We start from the raw sequence: 970 nt of genomic DNA, 5'->3' as shown, positions 1-970 counted from the left end.
CTGAGTCCCAGCGGGACGTTAGGGACTGGCATGCAGCTTGCGTATGCGAGCGAATGCCAGAAGGGAAATGTGCCGCAGGCCAAGCGAGGCCGCAAGTGCCGAAGCGCAGTGAGTAGACGCTGTTATACGACGTTTTCGAATATAGCGATTTGATTAAGCCACGGATGGCGTTTTCTTAGGCTCTTAATAAAACAAATTCTTCTTTGTTCTTCTTTTTTTTGGGGACAGCTTTAATCTCAACATCAAATCCACAAGCGTGAACATAATCGACTAGAGTAGAGATTTTAATATCAGATCTAGATTCAATTCTTGAAACGCTAACTTGAGAAAAACCATCCACATCAGTTTGCTTGATTCCTTGTTTTTGTCTTAGTTCAGCAAGCTTCAATTTGAAGATTTGTTTTTGAGCCTCAGCTTTTGCTTGTTCAATAATATCTTGTGAGACAAATTTAGTAAGATCAGTATCAAAACTTTTTAATTCTTTTTTTTTCTTAATCATATTACAAATCTCCTAAATATTCAGCATATAATTCTTCAGATTTTTTAATCATGTTTGGATAAAATTTCTTAGATGTAGCTTTATTTCCGCCAATTAGTAAAATAGCATTTCTCTTAGGATCAAAAACGAAAAATATTCTAAAGGGTCTATTTTTGCTATTAACTCTAAGTTCCTTTAAATTTTTAATTTTAGAACCAGTAATGGTATCAACATGTGGTCTTCCAAGTCTAGGACCAAACTCTTTAAGAATTTCGATGGAAACTAAAATATCCTTTTTTGCATCATTATCTAGATCTTTTAGCCAGAGAACCATCTCTTCGGTTCTTTTTATTTCATACACTTAGAGTAATATAACGCGTAGGTAATGTTTGTCAAGAATTAAGTAATCTCTTTTTCTTCCTTTTTTCGTTCTTACGGGCACGGACGCCCGTTCTTTTATAGATTTCTCGGAAATGTCGTATAACGAACTAG

General features: G+C 35.3%; 2 protein-coding genes. Both read right to left on the bottom strand.

Translation table 11 applies throughout. The features are described 5' to 3' along the window. Window positions 1-175: 175 nt before the first annotated feature. Window positions 176-499: a helix-turn-helix domain-containing protein gene (locus EHQ31_RS06530; RefSeq protein WP_135571100.1), complete on the bottom strand. Its 324-nt coding sequence runs from the start codon at window positions 497-499 to the stop codon at window positions 176-178. A 1-nt stretch (window position 500) separates the two neighbouring features. After that, window positions 501-812, bottom strand: coding sequence for a type II toxin-antitoxin system RelE/ParE family toxin (locus EHQ31_RS06525; protein WP_244247289.1), 312 nt, complete (start codon window positions 810-812; stop codon window positions 501-503). Window positions 813-970: the final 158 nt, after the last annotated feature.

Origin of the sequence: Leptospira montravelensis, assembly GCF_004770045.1 — a bacterium.
In the GTDB taxonomy this organism is placed as follows: domain Bacteria; phylum Spirochaetota; class Leptospiria; order Leptospirales; family Leptospiraceae; genus Leptospira_A; species Leptospira_A montravelensis.
This window is presented reverse-complemented; position numbering and strand designations above follow the sequence as displayed.